The 322-nt window shown below is 46.3% G+C and carries 1 protein-coding gene; it reads left to right on the forward strand.

The features are described from left to right. On the forward strand, nt 1-287 hold a 287-nt coding region (locus tag ACE41H_RS25250), incomplete at its 5' end, for a hypothetical protein (RefSeq protein WP_375358322.1). Nucleotides 288-322: the final 35 nt, after the last annotated feature.

Below are 322 nucleotides of genomic sequence, written 5' to 3' on the forward strand. Positions count from 1 at the left end.
TGCACGATTATCCCGTTGGATCAGGTACAGAAAAACAGAAAACCGGGAACCGAAAATACACTTTAGGCACGTTAAAGCAAATAACGGATCAAATGAGGCACGAAAATGCCTGTTGTTACGCGATTCAGAACCATCGAATGGGTCTATTATCTTTTTGGATTGTGCCTTATGGAGAAGCAGATCGGTTCGAGGTCATGAGACGTTCTTCGGAGAAAGCAGAGCGTTTAGGTGATGAAACCGACCGAGAGAGAGAAGGAGGGAGCGGAGCAAGGCACCGAAAAAAATAAAAAGACCCTGGTCCTCGTTGCCGCTTGAACCTGAA

The sequence above is a fragment of the Paenibacillus enshidis genome (genome assembly GCF_042136365.1).
GTDB classification, from domain to species: Bacteria; Bacillota; Bacilli; order Paenibacillales; family Paenibacillaceae; genus Paenibacillus; species Paenibacillus enshidis.